Annotated in this window: 25 protein-coding genes; 22 read left to right on the top strand and 3 right to left on the bottom strand. The window is 69.9% G+C overall.

Translation table 11 applies throughout. The features are described 5' to 3' along the window. Positions 1-2: 2 nt before the first annotated feature. The 11 genes from rplX to map all read left to right on the top strand — a co-directional run bounded on the left by rplX (position 3) and on the right by map (position 6,800). Positions 3-362: a 50S ribosomal protein L24 gene (rplX, locus tag ACIPV1_RS15120; RefSeq protein WP_111083461.1), complete on the top strand. Its 360-nt coding sequence runs from the start codon at positions 3-5 to the stop codon at positions 360-362. Further along, complete coding sequence (gene rplE / locus ACIPV1_RS15115) at positions 362-955, top strand: 50S ribosomal protein L5 (RefSeq protein WP_111083460.1); 594 nt, start codon at positions 362-364, stop codon at positions 953-955. Before rplX ends, rplE begins: the two co-directional genes overlap by 1 nt. 153 nt (positions 956-1,108) lie before the next feature. Continuing rightward, on the top strand, positions 1,109-1,507 hold the full coding sequence (gene rpsH / locus ACIPV1_RS15110) for a 30S ribosomal protein S8 (RefSeq protein WP_017885519.1): 399 nt from the start codon (positions 1,109-1,111) through the stop codon (positions 1,505-1,507). A 6-nt stretch (positions 1,508-1,513) separates the two neighbouring features. Continuing rightward, on the top strand, positions 1,514-2,050 hold the full coding sequence (rplF, locus tag ACIPV1_RS15105) for a 50S ribosomal protein L6 (protein ID WP_111083459.1): 537 nt from the start codon (positions 1,514-1,516) through the stop codon (positions 2,048-2,050). 2 nt (positions 2,051-2,052) lie between these two features. Next, on the top strand, positions 2,053-2,427 hold the full coding sequence (gene rplR, locus ACIPV1_RS15100; RefSeq protein ID WP_031259041.1) for a 50S ribosomal protein L18: 375 nt from the start codon (positions 2,053-2,055) through the stop codon (positions 2,425-2,427). After that, the gene (gene rpsE, locus ACIPV1_RS15095; RefSeq protein WP_402726737.1) at positions 2,424-3,257 is read left to right on the top strand and encodes a 30S ribosomal protein S5; all 834 of its coding nucleotides are present in this window, start codon (positions 2,424-2,426) and stop codon (positions 3,255-3,257) included. The genes rplR and rpsE overlap by 4 nt, the downstream gene beginning before the upstream one ends. Beyond that, positions 3,257-3,442, top strand: coding sequence for a 50S ribosomal protein L30 (gene rpmD / locus ACIPV1_RS15090; RefSeq protein WP_173168934.1), 186 nt, complete (start codon positions 3,257-3,259; stop codon positions 3,440-3,442). The genes rpsE and rpmD overlap by 1 nt, the downstream gene beginning before the upstream one ends. After that, positions 3,439-3,903 carry a 50S ribosomal protein L15 gene (gene rplO / locus ACIPV1_RS15085; protein WP_027466723.1) on the top strand — a complete coding sequence of 155 codons (465 nt, stop codon included), beginning with the start codon at positions 3,439-3,441 and terminating at the stop codon, positions 3,901-3,903. The genes rpmD and rplO overlap by 4 nt, the downstream gene beginning before the upstream one ends. Before the next feature lie 147 nt (positions 3,904-4,050). Further along, on the top strand, positions 4,051-5,373 hold the full coding sequence (secY, locus tag ACIPV1_RS15080) for a preprotein translocase subunit SecY (RefSeq protein ID WP_111083457.1): 1,323 nt from the start codon (positions 4,051-4,053) through the stop codon (positions 5,371-5,373). Further along, a complete protein-coding gene (locus ACIPV1_RS15075; protein ID WP_123293144.1) occupies positions 5,370-5,960 on the top strand; it encodes an adenylate kinase in 591 nt (196 codons plus the stop codon). Before secY ends, ACIPV1_RS15075 begins: the two co-directional genes overlap by 4 nt. A 60-nt stretch (positions 5,961-6,020) precedes the next feature. Beyond that, positions 6,021-6,800: a type I methionyl aminopeptidase gene (gene map, locus ACIPV1_RS15070; protein WP_402726773.1), complete on the top strand. Its 780-nt coding sequence runs from the start codon at positions 6,021-6,023 to the stop codon at positions 6,798-6,800. Positions 6,801-7,022: 222 nt separating this feature from the next. On the opposite strand, the gene ACIPV1_RS15065 is transcribed toward map, so the two are convergent. After that, a complete protein-coding gene (locus ACIPV1_RS15065) occupies positions 7,023-8,306 on the bottom strand; it encodes an LCP family protein (RefSeq protein ID WP_402726736.1) in 1,284 nt (427 codons plus the stop codon). A 294-nt stretch (positions 8,307-8,600) separates the two neighbouring features. Between ACIPV1_RS15065 and infA the strand changes: the two genes are divergently transcribed. The 8 genes from infA (at position 8,601) to ACIPV1_RS15025 (ending at position 16,321) form a co-directional block, all read left to right on the top strand. Continuing rightward, complete coding sequence (infA, locus tag ACIPV1_RS15060; protein ID WP_017885509.1) at positions 8,601-8,822, top strand: translation initiation factor IF-1; 222 nt, start codon at positions 8,601-8,603, stop codon at positions 8,820-8,822. 70 nt (positions 8,823-8,892) lie between these two features. After that, positions 8,893-9,009, top strand: coding sequence for a 50S ribosomal protein L36 (gene rpmJ / locus ACIPV1_RS15055; protein WP_071276701.1), 117 nt, complete (start codon positions 8,893-8,895; stop codon positions 9,007-9,009). 186 nt (positions 9,010-9,195) lie between these two features. Beyond that, positions 9,196-9,570: a 30S ribosomal protein S13 gene (gene rpsM, locus ACIPV1_RS15050; protein ID WP_058728274.1), complete on the top strand. Its 375-nt coding sequence runs from the start codon at positions 9,196-9,198 to the stop codon at positions 9,568-9,570. A 9-nt stretch (positions 9,571-9,579) separates the two neighbouring features. Then, complete coding sequence (gene rpsK / locus ACIPV1_RS15045) at positions 9,580-9,978, top strand: 30S ribosomal protein S11 (RefSeq protein WP_017885507.1); 399 nt, start codon at positions 9,580-9,582, stop codon at positions 9,976-9,978. Between the two features lie 190 nt (positions 9,979-10,168). Further along, a complete protein-coding gene (locus ACIPV1_RS15040) occupies positions 10,169-11,164 on the top strand; it encodes a DNA-directed RNA polymerase subunit alpha (RefSeq protein ID WP_071259847.1) in 996 nt (331 codons plus the stop codon). A 63-nt stretch (positions 11,165-11,227) separates the two neighbouring features. Next, positions 11,228-11,797 (top strand): 50S ribosomal protein L17, encoded by a 570-nt coding sequence (rplQ, locus tag ACIPV1_RS15035; RefSeq protein WP_123293149.1) that lies wholly within the window; start codon positions 11,228-11,230, stop codon positions 11,795-11,797. Positions 11,798-11,954: 157 nt separating this feature from the next. Next, a complete protein-coding gene (locus ACIPV1_RS15030) occupies positions 11,955-13,073 on the top strand; it encodes an aromatic acid exporter family protein (protein ID WP_123293150.1) in 1,119 nt (372 codons plus the stop codon). A gap of 41 nt (positions 13,074-13,114) precedes the next feature. Next, a complete protein-coding gene (locus ACIPV1_RS15025; protein WP_402726735.1) occupies positions 13,115-16,321 on the top strand; it encodes a BTAD domain-containing putative transcriptional regulator in 3,207 nt (1,068 codons plus the stop codon). Positions 16,322-16,331: 10 nt separating this feature from the next. On the opposite strand, the gene ACIPV1_RS15020 is transcribed toward ACIPV1_RS15025, so the two are convergent. Together ACIPV1_RS15020 and ACIPV1_RS15015 are read right to left on the bottom strand one after the other, a co-directional pair. Then, positions 16,332-17,165, bottom strand: coding sequence for an ABC transporter permease (locus ACIPV1_RS15020; protein ID WP_123339476.1), 834 nt, complete (start codon positions 17,163-17,165; stop codon positions 16,332-16,334). Next, positions 17,162-18,175 carry an ATP-binding cassette domain-containing protein gene (locus tag ACIPV1_RS15015; RefSeq protein ID WP_402726734.1) on the bottom strand — a complete coding sequence of 338 codons (1,014 nt, stop codon included), beginning with the start codon at positions 18,173-18,175 and terminating at the stop codon, positions 17,162-17,164. The genes ACIPV1_RS15020 and ACIPV1_RS15015 overlap by 4 nt, the downstream gene beginning before the upstream one ends. A gap of 90 nt (positions 18,176-18,265) precedes the next feature. Here ACIPV1_RS15015 and truA point away from each other — a divergent pair, with 90 nt between their 5' ends. From truA to rplM, 3 genes are all read left to right on the top strand, one after another. Further along, entirely contained in the window at positions 18,266-19,120 is an 855-nt protein-coding gene (gene truA / locus ACIPV1_RS15010) for a tRNA pseudouridine(38-40) synthase TruA (RefSeq protein WP_402726733.1), read from the top strand. An 81-nt stretch (positions 19,121-19,201) separates the two neighbouring features. Continuing rightward, positions 19,202-22,315: an ExeM/NucH family extracellular endonuclease gene (locus ACIPV1_RS15005; RefSeq protein WP_402726732.1), complete on the top strand. Its 3,114-nt coding sequence runs from the start codon at positions 19,202-19,204 to the stop codon at positions 22,313-22,315. A gap of 331 nt (positions 22,316-22,646) precedes the next feature. Next, positions 22,647-23,093 carry a 50S ribosomal protein L13 gene (gene rplM, locus ACIPV1_RS15000; RefSeq protein ID WP_071259898.1) on the top strand — a complete coding sequence of 149 codons (447 nt, stop codon included), beginning with the start codon at positions 22,647-22,649 and terminating at the stop codon, positions 23,091-23,093. The last annotated feature ends 12 nt before the right edge of the window (positions 23,094-23,105 follow it).

The following is a 23,105-nucleotide window of genomic DNA, read 5'->3' as shown; positions in this document are numbered from 1 at the left end:
CCATGGCGAACATCAAGAAGGGTGACCTCGTCCAGGTCATCACGGGCGCGACGCAGGAGCGTGGCGGCGACCGTGGCAAGCAGGGCAAGGTCATCGAGGTCCTCAAGGACAAGCAGCGCGTCGTCGTCGAGGGCGTGAACTTCGTCACGAAGCACGTCCGCGTCGGCCAGACGCAGCGCGGCTCGAAGACGGGTGGCATCGAGAAGCACGAAGCCTCGATCCACGTGTCCAACGTCGCTCTCGTCGACCCGAAGACGAAGAAGCCGACCCGCGTCGGCTTCCGTACCGAAGAGGTGGAGAAGGGCGGGGTCAAGAAGACCGTCCGTGTCCGCTACGCCAAGAAGTCAGGTGAAACGCTCTGATGACTGACACGACTGCAACGACTGAGGCCCCCAAGGCCCAGCCGCGCCTCAAGCAGAAGTACAAGGACGAGATCAAGGCCACGCTCACCGAGCAGTTCGGCTACGCGAACGTCAACCAGGTCCCCGGCCTGGTCAAGGTCGTCGTGAACACCGGTGTCGGCGAGGCCGCTCGCGACTCGAAGATCATCGAGGGGGCCATCAAGGACCTCACGGCGATCACGGGTCAGAAGCCCCAGGTCAACATCGCTCGCAAGTCCATCGCGCAGTTCAAGCTGCGCGAGGGTCAGGCGATCGGTGCGCACGTCACCCTCCGTGGTGACCGCGCCTGGGAGTTCCTCGACCGCCTGATCTCCCTCGCACTGCCCCGCATCCGCGACTTCCGCGGTCTCAGCGACAAGCAGTTCGACGGGAACGGCAACTACACGTTCGGTCTCTCGGAGCAGTCCGTGTTCCACGAGATCGACCAGGACCGGATCGACCGTGTCCGCGGCTTCGACATCACTGTCGTCACCACCGCGAAGACGGACGACGAGGGACGCGCGCTGCTCCGTCAGCTCGGCTTCCCGTTCCGCTCCAACGAGCAGACGGTCTAAACTACTTCGGGCGGTGCGGGCCGGAGGATTCACGTCCTCCGGCCCGCACGCACGAACACACCGATCCTGGGGAACCGCCCCGGGATCACTCGATCGCTCAGGTCGGCATTCGTGGAACGGGTGTCGAAACCAGGCGAGAAATGGACGAACATCATGACGATGACCGATCCGGTCGCAGACATGCTGACCAGATTGCGGAACGCGAACTCCGCGCACCACGACGCCGTCGCGCTCCCGAGCTCCAAGCTCAAGAAGAACATCGCCGACATCCTCAAGCGTGAGGGCTACATCAGCGAGTGGAAGGTGGAGGACGCCCGAGTCGGGCAGACCCTCACCATCGACCTGAAGTACGGCCCCGAGCGCGAGCGTTCGATCGCCGGCATCAAGCGCGTGTCGAAGCCGGGCCTCCGGGTCTACGCGAAGTCGACGGAGATCCCCCAGGTCCTCGGTGGCCTCGGCGTGGCGATCCTCTCGACCTCGTCCGGCCTGCTGACCGACCGCGAAGCCGAGCAGAAGGGCGTGGGTGGGGAAGTCCTCGCCTACGTGTGGTGATCGACAATGTCACGAATCGGACGTCTTCCCATCGACATCCCCGCCGGCGTGACCGTCTCCGTTGACGGTCAGAGCGTGGCGGTCAAGGGCCCGAAGGGCGAGCTCGCGCTCGTCATCGCGGAGCCCATCCAGGCCAAGGTCGAGGAGAACCAGGTTCTCGTCACCCGTCCGGACGACGAGCGCGAGTCGCGTTCGCTCCACGGCCTGACCCGTACCCTCATCGCCAACAACATCATCGGCGTGACCCAGGGCTACACCAAGGGCCTCGAGGTCGTCGGCACCGGTTACCGCGTGCAGGCGAAGGGCTCGAACCTCGAGTTCGCGCTCGGGTACTCCCACTCGATCACGGTCGAGCCGCCCGCGGGCATCAGCTTCGCGGTCGAGGGCAACAACAAGGTCACGGTCGCCGGCATCGACAAGCAGGCAGTCGGCGAAGTGGCGGCGAACATCCGGAAGCTCCGGAAGCCCGAGCCGTACAAGGGCAAGGGTGTCCGTTACGCCGGCGAGAACGTGCGCCGCAAGGCCGGAAAGTCAGGTAAGTGATCATGGGACTCCTCAAGACACGAGGCAAGAGCAAGGCGGCCGCCAAGGCGCGTCGTCACAACCGTCTCCGCAAGAAGATCACCGGCACCGAGGCTCGTCCCCGTCTCGCCGTCACCCGCTCGTCGCGTCACGTGTTCGTGCAGGTCATCGACGACGCGAAGGGTCACACCCTCGCAAGCGCCTCGACGATGGAGGCAGACCTCCGCTCGTTCGACGGCGACAAGACCGCCAAGGCCCGTCGCGTCGGTGAGCTCCTCGCCGAGCGCGCGAAGTCGGCTGGCGTCGAGGCCGTGGTCTTCGACCGCGGTGGCAGCAAGTACGCCGGTCGCGTCGCCGCGATCGCCGATGGTGCCCGTGAAGGAGGGCTGAACCTGTGAGCGACAACGCGAACACCAACGAAGACGCCAAGACCGAGGCCGCCGAGGCCACGGACGCCGTCGAGACCACCGAGGCGAGCACGGAGGCCACCGAGGCCACCGAGGCAGCCGCTGAGGGCACCGACACCGCCGCGAAGGGCAAGGAGGCGGAGGCACCTGCCGTCGCCGAGCGTCCCGTCGAGACCGCTGCCGGTTCCGCATCGAACAACCGCGACTCGGCTGACAACCGTGGCCGTCGTGGTGGCGGTCGTGACCGTCAGCAGGGCCGCGACCGCAACAACCGCGGTGGCGACAGCCAGTTCCTCGAGCGCGTGGTGACCATCAACCGCGTGTCGAAGGTCGTCAAGGGTGGTCGTCGCTTCAGCTTCACGGCGCTCGTCGTCGTGGGTGACGGCAACGGCCTCGTGGGCGTCGGCTACGGCAAGGCCAAGGAGGTCCCCACGGCGATCTCCAAGGGCGTCGAAGAGGCGAAGAAGAACTTCTTCCGCGTCCCCCGCGTCGGCAACACCATCCCGCACCCCGTGCAGGGTGAAGCCGCTGCTGGCGTCGTCCTCCTGCGTCCGGCTGGCCCGGGTACCGGTGTCATCGCCGGTGGTCCCGTCCGCGCCGTGCTCGAGTGCGCCGGCATCCACGACGTCCTGAGCAAGTCGCTCGGTTCGTCGAACACCATCAACATCGTGCACGCGACCGTCGAGGCTCTGAAGCAGCTCGAGGAGCCCCGCGCCGTCGCGAGCCGTCGTGGCCTCGACGTCGAGCGGGTCGTCCCGGCTCGTCTGCTCCAGGCCGAGGCCGCAGCACTGCGTGCCGCGACCGAGAAGGCAGGTGCGTGATGGCGACGCTGAAGATCACGCAGATCAAGTCCGTTATCAGCGAGAAGCAGTACCAGCGCGACACGCTCCGCAGCCTGGGTCTCAAGCGCATCGGCCGTACGGTCGAGCGTGAGGACAACGCCCAGAACCGCGGGTACATCGCAACGGTGGCGCACCTCGTGAAGGTCGAGGAGGTCGACGCATGAGCGACGAGAAGAACGAGCGCGTGCAGGTGCTGAAGCTGCACCACCTCCGCCCCGCAGAGGGCGCCAAGAAGGACCGCACCCGTGTGGGTCGCGGTGAGGGCTCGAAGGGCAAGACCGCTGGGCGTGGTACCAAGGGCACGAAGGCCCGCTACCAGGTCCGGGTCGGCTTCGAGGGTGGGCAGATGCCGCTGCACATGCGCACCCCGAAGCTCCGCGGGTTCAAGAACCCGTTCCGGGTCGAGTACCAGGTCGTGAACCTGGACAAGATCTCGGAGCTCTACCCCGATGGTGGCGACGTCACCGTTGCGGGCCTGGTCGCCAAGGGCGCCGTCCGCAAGAACGAGAAGGTCAAGGTTCTCGGTCAGGGTGACATCACCGTGAAGATCACGGTCACGGTCGACAAGGTCTCGGCGTCCGCCGCCGAGAAGATCGTGGCTGCTGGCGGCACCGTCTCCCAGTAACCCCCGTCGGCGGCCCGTGCGTTTGCGCACGGGCCGCCGTTACGGTTTCCTTGACAGTGGCCGGCATCCGCCAGCCTGGTCGGCCCTGCCGACCGACACCGGAACGGCCGCGATCGACGGCCCCGGTCCCAGAAGTTCGGAGTCCTCGTGTTCAGAGCGGTCGCGCGCATCATGCGCACCCCTGATCTTCGCAAGAAGATCGGCTTCACCCTCGCGATCATCGCGCTGTTCCGCCTCGGGTCGTACATCCCGGCACCGTTCGTCGACTACGCGGCCGTGCAGAGCTGTCTCGCCAGCGCCTCGTCGTCCGGCGGTCTCTACGACCTGATCAACCTGTTCTCCGGCGGCGCGCTGCTGAAGCTCTCGGTCTTCGCGCTCGGCATCATGCCGTACATCACGTCGTCGATCATCGTGCAGCTCCTGCGCGTGGTCATCCCGCACTTCGACTCCCTCTACAAGGAGGGCCAGTCCGGTCAGGCGAAGCTGACGCAGTACACGCGCTACCTCACGATCGCGCTGGGCGTGCTGCAGTCCACCACCCTGATCACGGTCGCCCGCTCGGGTGCCCTCTTCGGCACGAACGCGTCGTCCTCCTGCTCGTCGATCATCTCGAACGACAGCTGGTACGCGATCATGCTCATGGTCGTCACGCTGACCGCCGGTACCGGCCTCATCATGTGGATGGGCGAGCTCGTCACCGAGCGCGGCATCGGCAACGGCATGTCGCTCCTCATCTTCACGTCGATCGCGGCGCAGTTCCCGTCGGCGCTCTGGGCCATCGAGCAGTCGCAGTCGTTCGAGCTCTTCCTGTTCGTCATCCTGGTCGGACTGGTCATCATGATGGCCGTCGTGTTCGTCGAGCAGTCGCAGCGGCGGATCCCGGTCCAGTACGCCAAGCGCATGGTGGGCCGACGCACGTACGGCGGCAACAACACGTACATCCCGATCAAGGTGAACATGGCCGGCGTCGTGCCCGTCATCTTCGCGTCGTCGCTGCTGTACCTGCCGGCCCTGGTCGCGCAGTTCAACAAGCCCTCCGACGGCTCCGAGCCCGCGGCGTGGGTCACCTGGATCGAGAACAACCTCGTCTCCGGCGACAACCTGTTCTACATGGTGCTGTACTTCCTGCTCATCGTCGGGTTCACGTACTTCTACGTGGCGATCACCTTCAACCCTGAAGAGGTCGCCGACAACATGAAGAAGTACGGCGGGTTCATCCCCGGCATCCGTGCCGGTCGTCCGACCGCCGAGTACCTCGACTACGTCCTCACCCGGGTGACGCTGCCCGGCTCGCTCTACCTCGGTTTCATCGCGCTCATCCCGCTGGCAGCACTGGCGCTGTTCGGCGCGAACCAGAACTTCCCGTTCGGTGGCGCGAGCATCCTGATCATCGTGGGTGTCGGTCTCGAGACCGTGAAGCAGATCGACTCGCAGCTGCAGCAGCGTCACTACGAAGGGCTTCTCCGTTGAGCGCACGTCTCATCATCGTCGGACCCCCCGGAGCGGGGAAGGGCACCCAGGCCGGACGGATCGCCGAGTCCTTCGGGATCCCGGCGGTCTCGACGGGCGACATCTTCCGCAAGAACGTCGCAGAGGGCACGCCGCTCGGTGTGCAGGCCAAGGCGATCATGGACGCCGGCGACTACGTGCCGGACTCCTTGACGAACGAGCTCGTGAAGTCGCGCCTGAACGAGGCCGACGCAGCCGAGGGGTTCCTGCTCGACGGGTACCCCCGCACGGTCGGGCAGGTCGAGTACCTCGACGCGCTGCTCGCCGAGCAGGGCACCGGGATCGACGCGGTCGTGCAGCTCGTCGCCGACCAGGACGAGCTCGTCGGCCGGTTGCTCAAGCGTGCCGAGCAGCAGGGCCGCAGTGACGACAACGAGGAGACGATCCGTCGTCGCCAGCAGGTCTACACCGAGCAGACCGCCCCGATCGTCGGCGCCTACGGCGACCGCGGTCTCGTGCTCGACGTCGACGGCCTCGGCGCGATCGACGAGGTCGGCGACCGCATCCAGGCCGCGCTGTCGGCTCGCGGGCTGACCGCGGGCGTCTGACCCGGCGTGGTCCGTTTCCGCAAGCCCTCGATCTACAAGACGCCGGACGAGCTCCGCGCCATGGTGCGCCCCGGGCTGCTGACCGCCGAGGCGCTCGACGCCGTGCGTGCGGCGATCCGTCCCGGCATCACGACGGGTGAGCTCGACGCGATCGCCGAGCGGACGATCCGCGACGGCGGCGGGATCCCGAATTTCCAGCTCGTGCCGGGCTACCGGCACACGCTGTGCGTGTCCGTGAACGACGAGATCGTGCACGGCATCCCCGGTGACCGCGTGCTCGCTCCCGGTGACATCGTGTCGGTGGACGCCGGTGCCGAGGTCGACGGCTGGAACGGCGACAGCGCGTTCACCACGGTCGTCCCCGGTGGTGACGCCGAGGTGTCCGCAGCACGCCAGACGCTCTGCGACACCACGGAGCGCTCGCTCTGGCACGGCATCGCGGCGCTCGCCCACGCGAAGAACCTGCACGAGGTCGGTTCCGCGGTCGAGGACGCGATCGACGAGACCGGCGCCTGGGGCATCGTCGAGGACTACACGGGGCACGGCATCGGTCGCTCCATGCACGAGGACCCGCCGGTCTTCAGCTACCGCGTCCGCGGTGCCGGTCCGGCGGTGAAGCCCGGCCTGGTGGTGGCCATCGAGCCGATGGTCACCGCGGGCACGATCGACAGCTCGACGGACGACGACGACTGGACCGTCCGCACGATGGACGGCAAGGACGCCGCGCACTGGGAACACAGTGTCGCTGTGCACGCCGACGGCGTGTGGGTCCTGACGGCCGCCGACGGCGGCGCTGCGGGCCTGGCCCCGCTGGGCGTGACGCCCGTCCCGATCCCGTAGGACGGGCCTCCAGTCCGACACGCCACTGCCGGCCGCACACCCCGACCGGGAGGCTCGGCGCAGCTCCGTCCCGCAGCGCGCGCCTGGCGGTCCCACGTCCACGGCCGCGAGAGACGCCGTCGTCGTGCGGAGACGCCGGCAAGACGCCGAGATGCCGTCGGATCCGGCGGCGTCTCGTGCGTTCGGGGGTGTCGTGCCAGGACGACGGCGTCTGGGGTGCGGTCAGTTGCCGACGGAGCAGGTCTGCTCGGAGGCGCTCTGTCCGGTGATCGACGAGGGCAGCGGGGTCGACGTCGCCGTGCTCGTGGCCGACGAGCTCGGCGCGGACGACGTCCCCGACGATGCGCCGCTCGATGCGGACGACGACGTGTCGGACGGCGTGGTGCCGGTCGACGGTGCGGTCGTCGCGGTGCCCCCGGCGGTCGGTGACTCCTCGGAGGCGCGCCCGGTGCTCGAGTCGCTCAGCGAGGACTTCACGTCGTTCTGCAGCGCCACGTTGAGCGTGTGGGCGGTCTCCTGGTCGACGATCACCCGCGCGCTGTCGTCGGGGTCGTCGGCGACGGGGTACTGCACGAAGAGCATGTTGGCGGTGCTCATGCCGCGCAGTGCCGAAGCGAGGCCGACGAGGGTGCGGGTCTGGGCCAGGCCGTCGGACAGCGTCATGTTCGACAGGGCCGCGCCGGCGAGCTTGTAGAGCGTGATGGGGTTCGACAGGGTCCCGTCGGAGGTGACCTTGCGGAGCAGCGCCGACAGGAACACCTGCTGCGAGCTGATCCGGGCCAGGTCGCTGCCGTCGCCGACGCCGTGGCGGGTGCGCAGGAAAGCGAGGGCGTCGGAGCCCTCGAGGTTGTGCGAGCCGGCGGTGAGGTGCAGACCGGTGAAGGTGTCGTCGATGGGCTCCGCGACGCAGACGTCGACGCCGCCCAGGGCGTTCGACATCTCGATCACGCCGTCGAAGGTGATGAGCCCGGCGTAGGGGATGCTCAGGCCGGTGAGGTTCTCGACGGTGTCGACGACGCACGAGACACCACCGTTGCCGAGCGCCGTGTTGAACATGGCGGAGGTCGAGGCCGGGTAGGTCGTCCCGCTCGCGGGGTTGGTGCAGGCCGGGATCGGGACCATCAGGTCGCGGGGGAAGCTGACCGCGGTGAGCTGCTGGTGGTCCTCGGAGATGTGGATGAGCATCGTGACGTCGTTGCGGGCGCCCTCGACGTCCTCGTCGGAGTCGAACTGTCCGACGCGGGTGTCGCTGCCGATGAGCAGGATGTTCGCCCCGCCCTTGATCGCCGTGATGTCGGCGGTCTTCGCGGTGCTCTGGTCGTCGGTGCTGAGCTGCACGGTCTGCGGTGCGGTCGCCAGCTGGGCGCCGGCGATGGCGGCGACGCTCGTCCCGCTCACGAGCACGACGGCCAGCGCCGAGGCCACGACGGTCACGAGCGTGGTCCAGCCGCGACGGCGGGCCTGCTTGCCGTGTGCGGCGAAGGGGCGTCGTGTGGCGTCGGGCACGTGGTCTCCGTTCGGTGGTCCGCGCAGGGTACGTGGGCGGCGGACGTGGCTGCGGAGCAACGCTACGGTCCGGGCACAAGCTCCGGCCCGGAGCACGCCGTCAAACCACTGTGGAACACTCAGGCGTGCTCGCGGAAGCCCCAGGTGAGGGGGCGTGCCGCGCCTGCACTTGGCAATTGCGGGTTTACCACATAAGATCGATCTTTGGTGTGTCATGCCCTCTCGGGTGTGGCGACCGACCCGCAGACCGGTTCGGGGATCACACCTGTTCCACAACCAAGCGACAGTGAGGCTATGGCCAAGAAAGACGGCGTCATCGAGATCGAAGGCTCGGTGCTCGAAGCTCTGCCCAACGCGATGTTCCGCGTTGAGCTGACGAACGGACACAAGGTCCTCGCGCACATCTCCGGGAAGATGCGCCAGCACTACATCCGCATCCTCCCCGAGGACCGCGTGATCGTGGAGCTGAGCCCGTACGACCTGACCCGCGGCCGGATCGTCTACCGCTACAAGTGATCCGCGAGCTGGAAAGGAACGGCTCGGCAATCCTGCCGCGCACGAAGCCAGCGAGCACGAGGAAAGAACAATGAAGGTCAACCCCAGCGTCAAGCCCATGTGCGAGCACTGCCGAGTGATCCGCCGCAAGGGCCGCGTCATGGTGATCTGCAAGAGCAACCCGCGTCACAAGCAGCGCCAGGGCTAGTCCCGGGCGCGTGACCGGCGCCGACGCTGTCCCTCGGACAGCAGGCTGCTCGAGCACGACCCACAACTGAAGATCGACAACGCAGTACCAGAACCCGGTCGCACGACGGCCGGGGGACACCTCGGGTCGGAGGCCCGGGCACCGGTACTGCTCCACACCTCCATCGACAACAGGAGCAGCCATCACATGGCACGTCTAGCAGGCGTCGACATCCCGCGCGAGAAGCGCGTGGAGATCGCACTCACGTACATCTACGGCGTCGGCCGTACCCGCGCGGTCCAGGCACTCGCCGAGACCGGTATCTCCGGTGACATCCGCGTCAAGGACCTGACCGACGACCAGCTCGTCGCCCTCCGTGACTTCATCGAGGGCAACTTCAAGGTGGAGGGTGACCTCCGCCGCGAGGTGGCAGCCGACATCCGTCGCAAGGTCGAGATCGGTAGCTACGAGGGTCTTCGCCACCGTCGTGGTCTCCCGGTGCGCGGTCAGCGCACCAAGACCAACGCGCGTACCCGCAAGGGACCGAAGCGCACCGTGGCAGGCAAGAAGAAGGCTCGATAGGAGACCCCGATGGCTACCCCCAAGACTGCCGCGCGCAAGCCGCGCCGCAAGGAGAAGAAGAACGTCGCAGTGGGCCAGGCCCACATCAAGAGCACGTTCAACAACACGATCGTCAGCATCACCGACCCGTCGGGTGCCGTCCTCAGCTGGGCGTCCTCGGGTGCCGTGGGCTTCAAGGGTTCGCGCAAGTCGACGCCGTTCGCGGCGCAGCTCGCCGCCGAGTCCGCTGCGCGTCAGGCGCAGGAGCACGGCGTCAAGAAGGTCGACGTCTTCGTGAAGGGTCCGGGTTCGGGCCGCGAGACCGCGATCCGTTCGCTCCAGGCCGCTGGCCTCGAGGTCGGTTCGATCAACGACGTCACTCCGCAGGCGCACAACGGTTGCCGCCCGCCGAAGCGTCGTCGCGTCTGACGCGAGGAGCAACCGGCCGCGCCCTGCTCGTCCCCTGACGGGGTCGGGCAGGGCCCGCGGCCATTCCTGGTCGTTCGATCGCGCACATCGGTGCGCGTGATCACAACTCAACAGACCCGTCGGGGCCCACGCGGCCCCGTCGTACCGCCAAGTGTCATATAGCGGACACTTCGCCGAAAGGAATCCCACAGTGCTCATTGCACAGCGCCCCACCCTGACCGAGGAGTCGATCTCCGAGCACCGCTCGCGCTTCGTCATCGAGCCGCTCGAGCCGGGCTTCGGTTACACCCTCGGCAACTCGCTGCGCCGCACGCTCCTCTCCTCGATCCCCGGCGCGGCTGTCACCAGCATCCGCATCGACGGTGTCCTCCACGAATTCAGCACCGTTCCCGGTGTGAAGGAAGACGTCACCGAGATCATCCTCAACATCAAGAGCCTCGTCGTCTCCAGCGAGCACGACGAGCCGATCACCGCGTACCTGCGCAAGCAGGGTGCCGGTCAGGTCACCGCAGCGGACATCTCCGCTCCGGCCGGCGTCGAGATCCACAACCCGGAACTCGTCATCGCGACCCTGAACGACACCGCGCGGTTCGAGCTCGAGCTCACGATCGAGCGCGGCCGCGGCTACGTCTCGGCCACGCAGAACCGTTCCGAGTTCTCCGAGGCCGGTCAGATCCCGATCGACTCGATCTACTCGCCGGTCCTCAAGGTCACCTACCGCGTCGAGGCGACGCGTGCCGGTGAGCGCACGGACTTCGACCGCCTGGTCGTCGACGTCGAGTCGAAGCCGGCGATCACGCCGCGCGACGCCATCGCGTCGGCCGGTCGCACGCTGGTCGAGCTGTTCGGGCTCGCTCGCGAGCTCAACACGGCCGCAGAGGGCATCGAGATCGGCCCCGCGCCGGTCGACGCTGTCCTGTCGAACGAGCTGCAGACCCCGATCGAGGACCTCGACCTGTCGGTCCGCAGCTACAACTGCCTGAAGCGCGAGGGCATCAACACGGTGTCCGAGCTCGTCGCCCTGTCGGAGACGCAGCTCATGAACATCCGCAACTTCGGTCAGAAGTCGGTGGACGAGGTCAAGGACAAGCTCACCGAGCTCGGCCTGTCCCTCAAGGACACCGTCCCCGGATTCGACGGCGCCCACTTCTACAGCGGGTACGACGAGGACGAGTCCAACAACTGATCTCGCGCTCACGCGCAAGCGCGCTGACACCGCGCGCACCACTTTCACCACTGGAGAACTGACATGCCGAAGCCCACCAAGGGCCCCCGCCTCGGTGGCGGTCCCGCTCACGAGCGCCTGCTCCTGAGCAACCTCGCCAACGCCCTCTTCACGCACGGCCGCATCACGACCACCGAGACGAAGGCCAAGCGCCTCCGTCCGGTCGCCGAGCGGCTCATCACGTTCGCGAAGCGCGGCGACCTGCACGCTCGTCGTCGGGTCATCGCGACCCTGCGCGACAAGTCCGTCGTGCACACGCTGTTCACGGAGATCGCCCCGCAGGTCGAGGACCGTCAGGGCGGTTACACCCGCATCACGAAGCTCGGCTTCCGCAAGGGCGACAACGCCCCGCTGGCGTCGATCGAGCTCGTCCTCGAGCCGGTGTCGGGCACGCCCGCCCCGGTGAAGCGCACCGCGGCTCCGGCCGCCGCCGCTCCGGTCGAGGAGCCGGCTGCCGACGAGACCACCGAGGAGGCCCCGGTCGAGGCGACCGAGACCACCGAGGAGTCCGCGCCGGTCGAGTCGGAGACCGAGACCGAGGCTGCCGCCGAGGTCGAGGCCGACGCCGCCGAGAAGAGCGACGACACCAAGTAGGACCCCGCGTCACCACGAAGCCCCCGCGACCCAGGTCGCGGGGGCTTCGTCGCGTTCGGGAGCGCTACCCCTGCTCCCCGACGTCCGGAGAACGCAGGACCGTCGCCTTCCCAGTGGGCGCCCCGTAGCGTGTCCGCCCGACAGGGAGAGTCACCACATGGAGTTCCAACACATCGCGGGCGTCGGTCGCCGCGCGTGGCGGTGGAGCCGCACGTCCGGCACACAGCCGCGACTGCTGCACGCAGCCAAGGCCGCCGGCGCCGCGGCACTGGCCTGGTTCATCGCCAGGCACGTGCCCGGGGTCGCGTCCGACTACCCGTACTACGCACCGCTCGGGGCGATCGTCGCGATGCAGACGACGGTCTACGCGGGGCTGCGCAACGGCATCCAGACGCTCGTCGGCATCCTGCTCGGCATCGCCGTCGCGGGCTTCACGATGATCGTGGGCGACCCGGGGATCCTCGCCGTGGCCCTGGCGGTCGGCATCGGCGTGCTCGTCGGCGGGTTCCGGGTGCTCGGCGAGGGCAGCACCTGGGTCTCGACGGCGGCGTTGTTCGTGCTGCTCGTCGGCGGGGCGAACGCCGAAGGCTACTCGTTCGGGTACCTGGTGCAGATGGGCGTCGGCGTCGTCGTCGGCCTGCTCGTGAACTTCCTGGTGTTCCCACCGCTGCACTTCTGGGACGCCGAACGTCGGATCGACGAGGTGAACGCCGTGTTGGCCGAGCACCTCGAGGGGCTCGCGCGCGTGCTGGAGACCGGCAAACGCGACGAGGACGCCTGGAACCGGCAGCAGGACAAGCTCGACCGTGCGATCGCCGACGTGCGCGCGCGGGTGTCCGTCGCGCACGAGAGCCGGAAGATCAACCCCCGCGGGGCGCTCCGCGGGTCACGGGCTCGGCTCCAGCAGGACGGGGCACGCTTCCGGGCGCTCGAACGGGTCGCCTGGTACACGACGGACCTCACCGAGCTCGTCGCCCGGTCGGGTCCGGTGTCGGCGAACATCGGGCGTCCGGATCCGGCGTTCACCGAGCCCCTCACGGAGGCGCTCCGTCAGCTCGCGTGCATGATCCGCGGGGAGTGCCCCGAGGACGAAGGCGACAAGGCGATCGAGCGACTCGAGCAGGCGCTCGACGCTTCGCGCGAGAACCCCTCGCACGTCGCGGTGACGGCGTCCGCGCTCGTGGCGCTCCGCGGCATCGTGGAGTCCGAGCGCCGTGCGACGGACAACCTCGACACCCGCACGGGGCCGTCGGCGTTCCACCGTCCGCGCGGCTGACGCGAGGACCCCGTGACACCGGCGCTCCGTAGACTCGCACCGTGACCGTCCCGCCCCGAATCAACGTCCTCGGACCGGTCACGGTGACGGGTGCGGACGGCCGGCAGTCGCCGGTGCCCGGTGCGCTCGCTCGGTCGTTCGTGACGGCGCTGGTGCTCGCGCGCGGCCACGCCCTGACCACCGAGTCCCTGATCGACGACCTCTGGCCGGACGTGCAGCCGCGGGGTGCCCGTGCGGCGCTGCAGACGCTCGTGTCCCGACTGCGCCGGAGCGTGGCGGACGGCCTCGTGGTGTCGACGAGCACCGGGTACGCGTTAGGCGGCGACCCCGAGGACGTCGACCTCGCCCGCGCCGAGCGTGCGGTGGGCGAGGCAGAGCCGGCAGCGGTCCGTGCCGCCCTCGACCTCTGGCGTGGTGAACCGGGCGCCGACGTCGACGGCGACCTGGGCGCAGCACTCGCGGACCGTGCGGCAGCGCTCCGGCGGACACTCCGACGCGCGCTCGGCGGTGCACTGCTCGACGAGGGCGACGCCGACGAGGCCGCCGCACTCTGGGCAGCTGAGGCCGTCGCCAACCCCTACGACGAGGTCGCGGTCGCCGGTTCGATGCGTGCCCTCGCCGCGGCCGGCCGCACGAGCGAGGCCATCGCCGCCTTCGCAGCGCACCGTGACCGGCTCGCCGACGAACTCGGCGCCGACCCCTCGGCCGACCTGGTCCGCCTCAACGCCGAGTTGCTGCGTCGGTCCGGCCCCGCCACGGGCAGCGTCCGCCGCGTCGGCCTGCGTGCTGCGCCGAACACCTTGGTCGGGAGGGAGGCCGACCTCGCCGCCGTCTCGGACCTGCTGTCCGCCGGACGGCTGGTCACGATCCTCGGTGCGGGTGGGCTGGGGAAGACCCGCCTCGCGCAGGCGGTCGCGGCCGGCCTGCCGCCGACACAGGGCGTCGTCGTGTTCGAGCTCGCGCCGCTCGCCACGGCTGACGACATCGTGCCGGCCCTCGGCGCGCTGCTCGGGATCGCCGAGTTCCGTTCCACCAGGTCGCTCCGGGACGCCGTCGCGGCCGACCTGCGCACCCGGGTCGTGCGGGCGCTCGCCGACGGGCCGACCGTGCTCGTCCTCGACAACTGCGAACACCTGGTGGCCGAGGTCGCCGCCTTCGCCGCGGACCTGCTCGCGACCGTGCCCGAGCTGCGGATCCTGACGACGTCACGCGCGCCGCTCGCTATCGCCGGCGAGGTCGTGGCTCCCCTCGCGCCCCTGCCCGTCGAGGCCGACGGGGCAGCCGTCCGGCTGTTCACCGAGCGGGCGCGGGCCGCACGACCCGGAGCCGTGCTGCCGGTGGACGCGGTGCGCCGGATCTGCACGCGGCTCGACGGGTCACCGCTGGCCATCGAGCTCGCGGCCGCACGCATCCGGGGGATGAGCGCCGACGAGATCGAGCGCCGGCTGGACGACCGGTTCGCGCTGCTGCTCGGCGGCGACCGGAGCGCTCCGGAGCGGCACCGCACCCTGCTCGCCGTGATCGAGTGGAGCTGGCGCCTGCTCGACGACGGGGCCCAGGACCTGTTGACCCGGCTGGCGCTCTTCCCGGACGGACTCGCGGTCGACGCCGTCGAGGCCGTCGCCGCCCCGGACCGCCGGGCCGACGCGCTCGACGACCTCGCCGAGCTCGTGGAGCAGTCGCTCGTGCAGCTCGTCGAGCACGAGGGCGAGCCCGTGCGGTACCGGCTGCTCGAGACCGTGCGGGAGTTCGGTGCCGCCCGGCTGGGGGACCGCGGCGCCACCGAGGCCGTCCGAGCGGCCATGATCGGCTGGGGCCGTGGGTTCGCGGCCGAGCGCAACCTCCTCACCATCACGGGTTCCGCCCAGCTCGAGCGGTTCCGCGAGGTCGCCCGCGAATCCGACAACCTCGTCACGCTGCTCCGCTGGAGCCTGGCAGCCGACGACACCGCGGCGGTCGCGCACCTGTTCGCGGCCCTCGGCGGCTACTGGTCGCTGCGCGGGGCCCACGGCGAGGTCGTCGCACTCGGCCCCGAGGTCGTCCCGGTCCTGCGCCGTACCGGACCGGCGACCGCGGACCGTGCCGCGACCGTGCTCGGACTCGTCGTCACCGGCGGGTCGTCCGCGTTCAGCGACAAGCGCACCGCAGCCCTGGCCGTGTCGACCCTGCGCCGCGTGATGCGCGACGGCACCACCGGGTTCGCGGTGCTCGACGCCCAGGCAGCGCTGCTCCTCACCCTGGGGCGACCGGCCGACGGGTACGCCCTGCTCGCCCGCTACCGCGACGACCCGGAGCCCGGGGTCGCCTGCCTGGCGAACATGCTCAGCGCGCCGCTCGCCGAGAACGACGGGGAGTCCGCCGTCGCCCTGCGGTACGCGACCCGCGCCGAGACGCTCTCGCGGTCGAGCGACGACGCCTGGACCACCGGGTCGATCGCCGTCACCATGACCCAGCTCCTGGCGCAGACCGGCCGGCACGCCGACGCCCTGCGGTCCGCCGAGGTCGCCCGCGAGCAACTCGAACGGTTCGGGGCCGACGACGACCTGTACGAGATCGGCTGGACCGTCGGGCTCTGCGCTGCGAGCACCGGCGACGTCGTGCGTGCCCGGCAGGTCGCCGACGACCTGCAGCACCGGCCGGTCGAGGCCCGCGGCGGGTTCGACGAGGACCGGGTGCAGATCGGCGTGCTCGCGATGGCCATCGGTGCGGAGTGCTCGCGCTGGGAAGGAGCCCTCGACGACGCCGCGGCGGAGTACACCCGCGCCTGGGACTCCGTGCTGCCCCTGCGGAAGCAGACGCCGCACTGGACGCTCATGGCGGGCTCGGCGCGGATCGCGGCGCGGGACGAGGCGGCGGTGCACCGGTCCGACGGAGCCGCGCCGGGCCTCCCGGTCGACGACGTGGCGGTCGCGAGACGCCTGCGCGTCGGTGCGCTCGTGATGCTGCGCGTCCACCCGTGGTGGCTGGACCTGCCCGTGATCGGGACCGCCCTGCTCGGCCTGGCGCTCGCCGCCGCCCGTGACGGACAGCCGGAGCACGCCGCTCGCTGCTGGGGGCTGGCGACCCGACTCGGTTCGCGGCAGGACTTCGGCGTGCTCGCGCACCCACGGATGCGGTCGGTGCTGGCCGACGCCCTCGGCGACGCGGTGCTGGCGGACGCCGAGACGGCCTCGGCCGGATCGAACCGGACCGAGGCCGTCTCGGAGGCGCGGCTCCTGCTCGAGGAGCTGCGGTTCCGCGCGCGCTGATCCGCGCCCGTCAGGCCTTCCGCATGTACGCGCGGACCGTCAGTGGCGCGAACACCGCGACCACGACCGCTGCGCCGAGCAGGCTGATCCAGAGGTCGACGCCCACCGTGCCGTGGTTCACGAGCTCGCGGACCGCCGTGATGAGGTGCGAGATCGGGTTCACCTCGGAGAACCAGCGCAGCCAGTCCGGCAGGGTGTCCGCCGGCACGAACGCGTTCGACAGGAACGTCAGCGGGAACAGCACCATGTTGGAGATGCCGGAGACGCTCGACGCCGTCCGCGCGACGACGCCGAAGTAGGCGAAGATCCAGCTGATCGCCCACGCGACGACGATGACCAGCAACCCGGCCAGGACGACCGCACCGAAGCCGCCGGCCGGACGCAGACCCATGATGATGCCGACCGTGAAGGTGATCGTCGTGGCGATCGCGTACCGGACGGTGTCGGCGAGCAGCGCACCCGCGAGCGGGGCGATCCGGGCGATGGGCAGGGACTTGAAGCGGTCGAAGACGCCCTTGTCCATGTCCTCGCGCAGCTGCACGCCCGTGACGATCGACGACGTGATGTTCGTCTGGACCAGGATGCCGGGGATGATGATCGGCAGGTAGCTCGCGACGTCACCCGCGATCGCACCACCGAAGATGTACGTGAACATCACGGTGAAGATGATCGGCATCAGGGTGACGTCGAACAGCTGCTCCGGGGTGCGCCGGACCTTGATCAGCCCGCGGTACGCCATCGTGAGCGACTGCCGGACGGTGGCGCCGAGGCCGGTCGCACCGACGCCGGGGCGCGGGGTGATCCGGGGCGCAGCGGTGCCCGTGGTGGTGGTGATGGTGGTCATGCGATGCTCCCTGCGAGTTCGCGGTCGGTGCTGTCGTTGTCGTCGTCGGTGCCGTCGTCGTCGGTGGTCGCCGGTGCGCCGGTGATCGTCAGGAAGACCTCGTCGAGGGTGGGCTTCTGCACGCTCATCTCGGCGAGGGTGATGCCGGCCTCGCGGAACGACACCAGCAGGTCCGTCACGCGGTCGGGGTCCGACATCGGTGCGGTGAGACGCGAGCCCTCGGGGCTGGCCACCGCGTCGACACCGAGGGTGTTCCGGACGATCGTGCGCGCGGCGTCGAGCCGGAGCGCATCGGTCAGGCGGAGCTGCAGCGACGAACTGCCGATCGAGGCCTTCAGCTCGTCGCTCGTGCCCTCGGCGACGACCTTGCCGTGGTCGATGACCGCGATGCGGTCGGCGAGCTGGTCCGCCTCGTCCAGGTATTGCGTCGTCAGCAGCACCGTCGAACCCGTCGCCACGAGCTCGCGGATGGTGTCCCACATCTGCGCACGGGTGCGGGGGTCGAGCCCCGTCGTCGGCTCGTCGAGGAAGATCAGCGGCGGCTGCGCGATGAGGCTCGCAGCCAGGTCGAGCCGGCGACGCATGCCACCGGAGAAGCCCTTGAGCGGGCGTGACGCGGCCTCGGTCAGCCCGAAGCGTTCGAGCAGCTCCACGGCCTTCCGCTTCGCGTCCGCGCGGGACAGCCCGAGCAGGCGCGCGAAGATCACCAGGTTCTCGGTCGCGCTGAGCGTCTCGTCGACGCTGGCGTACTGACCGGTCACCCCGATCAGGGTGCGGACCGTCTGCGCCTCGCGCCGGACGTCGTGCCCGAAGATCCGGGCCTCGCCGCCGTCCGCCTTGAGCAGGGTCGCGAGCATGGAGATGGTGGTGGTCTTGCCGGCGCCGTTGGGACCGAGCACGCCGTAGACCGTGCCGGCCTCCACACGGAGGTCGACACCGTCCACTGCGCGGTTCGTCCCGAAGGTCTTCACGAGGCCGGAGGCCTCCACCGCGAGCGGTATCGTGGTCATTGAAATGTCCTTTCGTCGATGTCGAGGACGATGGTGCCGCGGGGCGCTCACGCGGCACTGACGCGACGCTGACATGGCTACCGTGGGGACGTGAGCGAAACGGTGCGACTGCGGCTGGACATCGCGTACGACGGGGCCGCGTTCTCCGGGTGGGCCCGGCAGCCCGGGCTGCGGACCGTGCAGGGCGCGCTCGAGGCCGCCCTCGCCACCGTCTTCACCCGGTGGGGCGAGCCGCCACTGCTCACCGTCGCCGGACGCACCGACGCCGGCGTGCACGCCACCGGCCAGGTCGCCCACCTCGACCTGTCCGCCGAGCAGTGGGACGCGCTCAGCGCCAAGCGCGGCACGGGGCGCTCGCCGCTGGACGGGCTCGTCAAACGCGTGAACGGCATCGCGGCACCAGAGGGCGACGTCGTCGTCACCCGGGCGTCGGTCGCACCCGACGGGTTCGACGCACGGTTCTCGCCGCTCTGGCGACGGTACGAGTACCGGATCGCGGACGCCGACGCCCCGCGCGATCCACGTCGGCGCGGGCACACGGTCTGGCACGGGGCGAGCCTCGACCCGGCAGCGATGGAGCGCGGTGCGCTGACGCTGTTGGGGCTGCACGACTTCGCGACGTTCTGCAAGCCGCGCGAGGGCGCGACGACCATCCGGACGTTGCAGGAGTTCCGCTGGGACCGCGAGCCGGACGGCGTGCTGGTGGCGCGCCTCCAGGCCGATGCGTTCTGCCACTCCATGGTGCGCGCGATGGTGGGGGCGACCATCGCCGTCGGCGAGGGACGGTTCGGGCCGGAACGACTCGAGGAGCTCCGCGTCGCCGAGACGCGGACGAGCGCGTTCAAGACCGCTCCGGCGAAGGGGCTGACGCTGACCGAGGTGGGGTACCCGGCCGACGCGGAGCTCGCGGGGCGGGCGGAGCAGACGCGGGCGCGACGGGAGTGAACGCCCGGCCCTGATGTTGCCGAACGCAATCATTTACCTCGACGCAACCTGAGGGACTCCGCAGGTCGGTAGCGTGCGGGCATGCCCAACTCCCTCGGGCGCACTCTGCTGTGCGCCACGGCTGCCGCGACACTCCTCGCGGCCCCGCTCGTCACCGTCACCGCAGCGACCGCGAACCCCGAGGGGAGTGGCCTCGTCATCGAGGAGGCCTACCTGAAGGCGGGCAGCAACGGCGCCTTCTACAACCAGAAGTTCATCGAGATCGGCAACCCGACCGACGCCCCGGTGTCGCTCGACGGTTGGTCGCTGCAGTACCGCTCGGCGACGAGCACCGGCGCCTTCTCGACGAGCGCGCTCGAGGGGACGGTGCCGGCCGAGGGCACGTTCCTGGTGTCGATGGCCGGCAACGGTGGGGCCACCGCGGTCGGTGCGGACCTGCCGACGGCGGACGACACCGCGTCGCTGAACCCCTCCGGCACCACGGGCACGATCGTGCTGTCGAACGCCGCCACACCGGTGGCCCTCGCCGCGGGTCCCGTGGCGACCGGCACCGCGGGCGTCGTCGACCTGCTCGGCTACGGCGCCTCGAACACCTTCGAGGGCACCGTGCGTACCGTCGAGGGTGCGAACGCCGTGCCGAACGGCCTGGTCCGCCAGGGCACGGCGGACACCGACGACAACGGCGCGGACTTCTCGGTGACGACGACCCTGACCCCGCGGAACGCCGCGGGTGAGACGGCTGCGCCGACCGACCCGACGGAGCCCACCGACCCGACGGACCCGACGGAGCCGACGGACCCCGGCGCCCCTGCCGAGGCCGTGACCATCGCGCAGCTGCAGGGCACCACGGACACCTCGCCCTACGCCGGCAAGACCGTCACCACCGACGGCGTCGTGACCGCGGTCTACGCGTCCGGCGGCTTCAACGGCTACACGATCCAGACCCCGGGGACCGGCGGCGCGATCGACTTCGGCACCCACACCGCGTCCGACGCCGTCTTCGTCTTCTCGTCCGCGACCGCCGGGCTGGTGGCCGAGGGCGACCACGTGCGGGTCACCGGTGCGGTCTCCGAGTACTTCGGCCTGACCGAGCTGACGGTGTCGGGGGCATCCTCGCTCGAAAAGCTCAGCGACGCCGTCGTCGCTCCGCAGCCCGCCGCGGTCGCGTTCCCGTCGTCGGACGCGCAGCGCGAGTCGCTCGAGAGCATGCTCATCGCCCCGCAGGGCTCCTTCACGGTCGCCGACAACTACACGACGAACCAGTACGGCGAGGTCGTGCTCGCCAGCGGTGCCGGCCGCCTCGTCCAGCCGACCGAGGTCGGTCGTCCGGGCAGCGCCGAGGCGACCGCCGCCGCGGCGTCCAACGCCGCGCGCAAGGTCACGCTCGACGACGGTGCCAGCACCAACTTCCTGACGAAGGCCAACCAGGGCATCCCGGTGTCCTGGCTCACCCAGGGCCCGGTCACCGTCGGTGCGACCGCCACGTTCGAGGGTCCGGTCGTCCTCGACTACCGCAACAGCGGGTGGAAGTTCCAGCCGACCGCGCCGATCACCGGTGCGACCCCGGCGGCGGACCTGCCCGCGTCGTTCTCGAACGTGCGCCAGGCGAAGCCGCAGGACGTCGGCGGCGACCTCAAGCTCGCCGGGTTCAACGTGCTGAACTACTTCCCGACCACGGGTGACCAGCTCACCGGCTGCTCGTACTACACCGACCGTGCGGGCGACCCCGTCACGGTGAACTCCGGCTGCGACGCCCGCGGTGCTGCCGAGGAAGAGGACTTCCTGCGCCAGCAGGTCAAGATCGTCAAGGCGATCAACGGCCTCGGTGCCGACGTCGTCTCGCTCGAGGAGATCGAGAACTCGGCGCGCTTCGGCCAGGACCGGGACGCCGCGGTCGCCACGCTCGTCGACGCCCTGAACGCCGCCACCGGCGAGGACACCTGGGCCTACGCGAAGTCGCCCGCGACCGTCCCGGCGAGCGAGGACGTCATCCGCCTCGCGCTCATCTACAAGCAGGACCGCGTCGAACCCGTCGGCGAGTCGACGATCCTGCTCGACGACGCCTTCACGAACGCCCGGCAGCCCGTCGCGGACGCGTTCCGCCCCGTCGGCGGCACCGCGGACGACGACTTCCTGGTGATCGCGAACCACTTCAAGTCGAAGGGCTCCGGCACCGGCGAGAACGCCGACCAGGGTGACGGCCAGGGCGCCTCGAACGCCGACCGGGTGCGCCAGGCGAAGGCCCTCGTGACCTTCTCCACCGACATGCAGGCGCAGTACGGCACCGACAAGGTGTTCATGCTCGGCGACTTCAACGCCTACAGCAAGGAGGACCCGGTGGTCGTCCTCGACGACGCCGGTTACACCGACCTCGGCCCGGCGCTCGACGCCACCGAGTACTCGTACGTGTTCTCCGGCCTGAGCGGGTCGCTCGACCACGTGTTCGCGTCCCCGGCCGCCACCGAGACGGTCACGGGCGTGGACATCTGGAACATCAACTCGGTCGAGTCGGTGGGTCTGGAGTACAGCCGCTACAACTACAACGCGTCGGACCTGTACACCGACGACGTGTTCCGCGCGAGCGACCACGACCCGATCCTGGTGGGCTTCGACCTCGATGCTGCGGGCACCGACCCGGGCACGGACCCCGGGACCGACCCGACCCCGGTGCCGACCCCGACCCCGACGCCGGGTGACGGCGGCACGACCCCGACCCCGACGCCCACGTCGAAGCCGACTCCCGCTCCGACCCCGTCGGCTCCGGGAGCGGTGCCGCCGGTGGCCCCGTCGGAGACCGGTCTGACCGACGCGAACCGCGGGAGCGTCTCGGCGCCGTCGTCGGCTCGTGCGGGGGAGACCATCACCGTGACCGTCGGCACGCAGTACGCGGGTGACGTCGTGAACGTGTGGTTGTACTCGACGCCGACGCTGCTCGGCACCGTGACGGTCGCTGAGGACGGCACGGTGCGCGTCACGATCCCGTCGGACACCCCCGCTGGTGCACACCGCCTCGCGGTGACGGCCGCGGACGGGAGCCTGATCGGCTGGACCCCGATCACGATCACCGCTGACGGGCAGCTCGCGTTCACGGGTGCCGAGGGCCTCGGTGCCGGTGCGCTCATCGCGTTCCTGCTGCTCGCCGCGGGTGCGGGTGTGCTGATCGTCCGCCGTCGCAAGGCGGCGGCTGCGGAGTAGTCCCCACGCCCCACTGGGGTACTTCGTGAGCAGGAATGGTCGGGTTCGCCGTGCGCGACCCGACCATTGCTGCTCACCATGCGGGGGTGGGCGCGACCCACGGACGGACGGGAGGCCCGTGGCCAGGCCGCCACGGGCCTCCCGTCCGACAGTGGCTGCGTTTGACCGACGCGACCCACGTCGGCTAGGCTCTCACCTTGGTCTGTGCGCCACGCGCGCCGGACAGTCAGATGAGCCCTCCATCCGGGCGTTCCGCCGGCTTCTGCCGCGGGGAACCCCGACCGGAGTGGGATTCACGGACTCCTCACCTCGACACGAAAGCAGCACTCCTGTGACTCGCACGTTCTCACCGAAGCCGGCAGACGTCCAGCACGACTGGATCGTCATCGACGCGACCGACGTCGTCCTCGGCCGTCTCGCCACCCACGCCGCGGCGCTCCTGCGCGGCAAGCACAAGGCCACCTTCGCCCAGCACATGGACATGGGTGACTACGTCATCATCGTGAACGCCGACAAGGTCGCCCTGACCGGTTCGAAGCTCGCGAAGAAGGTCTACTACCGCCACTCCGGGTACCCGGGCGGCCTGACGGCGACCTCCTACCCGGAGATGCTCGAGAAGCACCCCACCCGCGCCGTCGAGAAGGCGATCCGCGGCATGCTGCCGAAGAACACCCTCGGTCGCGAGCAGCTCAAGAAGCTGAAGGTCTACGCCGGCGCGGAGCACCCGCACTCCGCGCAGCAGCCCAAGGCGTACATCTTCGACCAGGTCGCACAGTAGTTCCGGCCACGA

The organism is Curtobacterium sp. NPDC089991 (genome assembly GCF_044748425.1).
Taxonomy (GTDB): Bacteria; Actinomycetota; Actinomycetes; order Actinomycetales; family Microbacteriaceae; genus Curtobacterium.
This window is presented reverse-complemented; position numbering and strand designations above follow the sequence as displayed.

Bases quoted from the DNA above. Each gene is read 5' to 3' on its own strand.
- ACIPV1_RS15020 (WP_123339476.1), bottom strand. From the start codon at position 17,165: ATGACCACCATCACCACCACCACGGGCACCGCTGCGCCCCGGATCACC.
- rplR (WP_031259041.1), top strand. From the start codon at position 2,053: ATGGGACTCCTCAAGACACGAGGCAAGAGCAAGGCGGCCGCCAAGGCG.
- rplX (WP_111083461.1), top strand. From the start codon at position 3: ATGGCGAACATCAAGAAGGGTGACCTCGTCCAGGTCATCACGGGCGCG.
- rplE (WP_111083460.1), top strand. From the start codon at position 362: ATGACTGACACGACTGCAACGACTGAGGCCCCCAAGGCCCAGCCGCGC.
- rplO (WP_027466723.1), top strand. From the start codon at position 3,439: ATGAGCGACGAGAAGAACGAGCGCGTGCAGGTGCTGAAGCTGCACCAC.
- rpmJ (WP_071276701.1), top strand. From the start codon at position 8,893: ATGAAGGTCAACCCCAGCGTCAAGCCCATGTGCGAGCACTGCCGAGTG.
- ACIPV1_RS15015 (WP_402726734.1), bottom strand. From the start codon at position 18,175: ATGACCACGATACCGCTCGCGGTGGAGGCCTCCGGCCTCGTGAAGACC.
- ACIPV1_RS15005 (WP_402726732.1), top strand. From the start codon at position 19,202: ATGCCCAACTCCCTCGGGCGCACTCTGCTGTGCGCCACGGCTGCCGCG.
- rpsH (WP_017885519.1), top strand. From the start codon at position 1,109: ATGACGATGACCGATCCGGTCGCAGACATGCTGACCAGATTGCGGAAC.
- rplF (WP_111083459.1), top strand. From the start codon at position 1,514: ATGTCACGAATCGGACGTCTTCCCATCGACATCCCCGCCGGCGTGACC.
- infA (WP_017885509.1), top strand. From the start codon at position 8,601: ATGGCCAAGAAAGACGGCGTCATCGAGATCGAAGGCTCGGTGCTCGAA.
- map (WP_402726773.1), top strand. From the start codon at position 6,021: ATGGTGCGCCCCGGGCTGCTGACCGCCGAGGCGCTCGACGCCGTGCGT.
- ACIPV1_RS15030 (WP_123293150.1), top strand. From the start codon at position 11,955: ATGGAGTTCCAACACATCGCGGGCGTCGGTCGCCGCGCGTGGCGGTGG.
- rpsK (WP_017885507.1), top strand. From the start codon at position 9,580: ATGGCTACCCCCAAGACTGCCGCGCGCAAGCCGCGCCGCAAGGAGAAG.
- rpmD (WP_173168934.1), top strand. From the start codon at position 3,257: ATGGCGACGCTGAAGATCACGCAGATCAAGTCCGTTATCAGCGAGAAG.
- rpsM (WP_058728274.1), top strand. From the start codon at position 9,196: ATGGCACGTCTAGCAGGCGTCGACATCCCGCGCGAGAAGCGCGTGGAG.
- rplQ (WP_123293149.1), top strand. From the start codon at position 11,228: ATGCCGAAGCCCACCAAGGGCCCCCGCCTCGGTGGCGGTCCCGCTCAC.